The following is a 2,230-nucleotide window of genomic DNA, read 5'->3' as shown; positions in this document are numbered from 1 at the left end:
GTACGGATTACCTGAGGAAGTCGGCGACGAGGGGAGCTTTTATCTAAATCCGATTTATTCAACAAAGCCCCGATAACGTTCCGGGAACCGTTACCGCTGACGGCACCCGGGTGGCGTTTGGCTATGAGCTGTTAACGCAATATCTGTACCAAAATATCCGTCAACTGCCTCTGACGATCGCCCCGGCGCTGCCGGTGAACGATCTCGCCGCGATTCGAATGTTCTGTCAGGCCTTCCTTGACCGGCTCTGTAACCTGGCGGGTTCACCCTGTGCGGGCCCGGCGAACAGCAATGTCGCCATGATCTGCCTGGCGTCGCAACCACAAAGCGGCCGGGTAATTTTCATACTTGATACCGTCGTGCTGAGCCTGCGCCCTTTGAGCTTTTTACTCGATCCCTTCAGCGCTGCGCAGCAAATTGCCAAAAAGTCGCCCGACACGATAATTCACCGGGTCACTCCGCCCCCTATGCCAGAAGACAAACGGGCGATCGACGTTTTTTGCACGCCACCGCCAGGGCTGGGCGCGGGCGTTTCTATCGATATTCAGCTGACGCTGCCGGCCGGTAATATTTATCCGCAAAAACAAACACAAACGCAGGCTCTGACGCCGGATAAAAGTCGCGTCACCTTCACGTTTTTTAACAGCTCACTTGGCGTAAGCCCCTTCTTCTATCAGGTCCGCGTGAATTATTTTCACGGGGGAAGCTGGCAAACAATCTCCGGTGATCCGTTGCAGTGCGCGGACCGCTTTCTGGTGCTGGATCCCACGTCGTTACCCTGTAAGTTCCTGACCCTCAGCCTGGATGAAGGTTTTGCCCGCCAGAGCATAATCAGCGGGACTTATCATTCTGGCGGCGTGGATCAGAACCTTAAATTAACCTCTGACGCGCCCGATTTCAGTTACCCGATCCTCTGCGGCAATACGTATGCCGACGTGGAAGCCCGTCAGATATCCGGGGAAGGCGTGGTTCCGCTGCCCGGGCCAGTCACTCTGTCCACCACACTGGGCGCATACAGTTTTCCGCAGTTTGGGGCGCAACTGGCGCGCATCACGGTGAATCTTCCGGACGGCGTCACTGCGGCAGAATTCGAGTTTGAGCCGCAAAGCCTGATGCCTGCCGCAAAATATAACTTCACTCATCTGCATAACACATTCGACTACAAATGGACGGTCACCTCTATTTATGCCAGCGGTTTTCGCTACAGATCTGCTGGTGGCCCGTGGTCAGCCTATGTAACCGGTAATCAAACAATTGATTTTAAAGGTGAAAGATGAACACTGAATATTTAAACCCTGAGCAGACGCTACAAAACTTCTTTCTGCTTGGCCGGGACTTTGCTTTCCATGATCAGACGCTGCCACCGGAGGCCTACACCTATGGCAGCTTTGCCCCTCAGGTCGTGCTGGATACTCCCGGAGGTCAGATCAGCGCGTTGCATTTACTGACCAGCCCCGGCGGGGGAATGGCGACCTTCGTCGCTCCTGCACAGCCCGCAGATACCCCGGCGTTAAAAGCGTATATCCGGGAACATTTCATCCCGTCGCCGGGCGAGATCAGTCTGATCCAGGGCGATGTCCGTCAGTCCCTGTTCCTGCGTTTTGTCCATCAGCCGGAAGCGGACAGTTATGACGTTGAGTTTGAGCAATCCCGTATGGCGCTGACGCATAGCGAAAGCGGAGTTCTGGACGACGCTATCAGAGGCGATAAAAACAAGGTTTACCTGCGGATCCGCAGCCAGTTCAGCGTCAGCAGCCGCGCGGCGGCACGGATGGAAACGGACTGGGTTGCATTTCTGACGCTGGCGTTCAGTGAAGATGCCCGTCAGCCGCAGACCATCGCCCTCCTGCTCAACCAGCAGATCGATGCCGGTGTGATTACCCTGGACGAACAGTTTGATAATGCACCTTCAGAACAGACCCGCGAACGGGTCAGGAATTCTCTGGTAGAAACGGCGTCGCTGCTGGTCAGTAATACGCTGCGAAATATCCATTCAGTGGATGAGATCCCGACCAAAATCAGCTACGACGTCAGCTACAGCAACAGTGTGCCGCAACAGTATTTGCTGACACAGCAACAGGATATCGCCGTGCTGCTGGGCACGTTGCCCGCAGAAAGCATTATCACGTTTACCCCGACGCCGCTGCCTGAACCCACCCGCCCTTGTATGTAATAAGCATGTGGTGGTTAGCTACCATCGCATGAAGCGGAGAGAGCTTGGCCCTCGCCC

Annotated in this window: 2 protein-coding genes; both read left to right on the top strand. The window is 55.3% G+C overall.

The features are described 5' to 3' along the window. Nucleotides 1-110: 110 nt before the first annotated feature. The gene (locus tag J8X26_RS13530) at nt 111-1,277 is read left to right on the top strand and encodes a hypothetical protein (protein WP_208951112.1); all 1,167 of its coding nucleotides are present in this window, start codon (nt 111-113) and stop codon (nt 1,275-1,277) included. Continuing rightward, nucleotides 1,274-2,173 carry a hypothetical protein gene (locus J8X26_RS13525; RefSeq protein WP_244370559.1) on the top strand — a complete coding sequence of 300 codons (900 nt, stop codon included), beginning with the start codon at nt 1,274-1,276 and terminating at the stop codon, nt 2,171-2,173. Before J8X26_RS13530 ends, J8X26_RS13525 begins: the two co-directional genes overlap by 4 nt. The last annotated feature ends 57 nt before the right edge of the window (nt 2,174-2,230 follow it).

It is taken from the genome of Rahnella sp. ChDrAdgB13, from assembly GCF_017655185.1.
Classification (GTDB): Bacteria; Pseudomonadota; Gammaproteobacteria; order Enterobacterales; family Enterobacteriaceae; genus Rahnella; species Rahnella contaminans.
This window is presented reverse-complemented; position numbering and strand designations above follow the sequence as displayed.

Coding starts and splice junctions, on each gene's coding strand:
- J8X26_RS13525 (WP_244370559.1), top strand. CDS start 1,274: ATGAACACTGAATATTTAAACCCTGAGCAGACGCTACAAAACTTCTTT.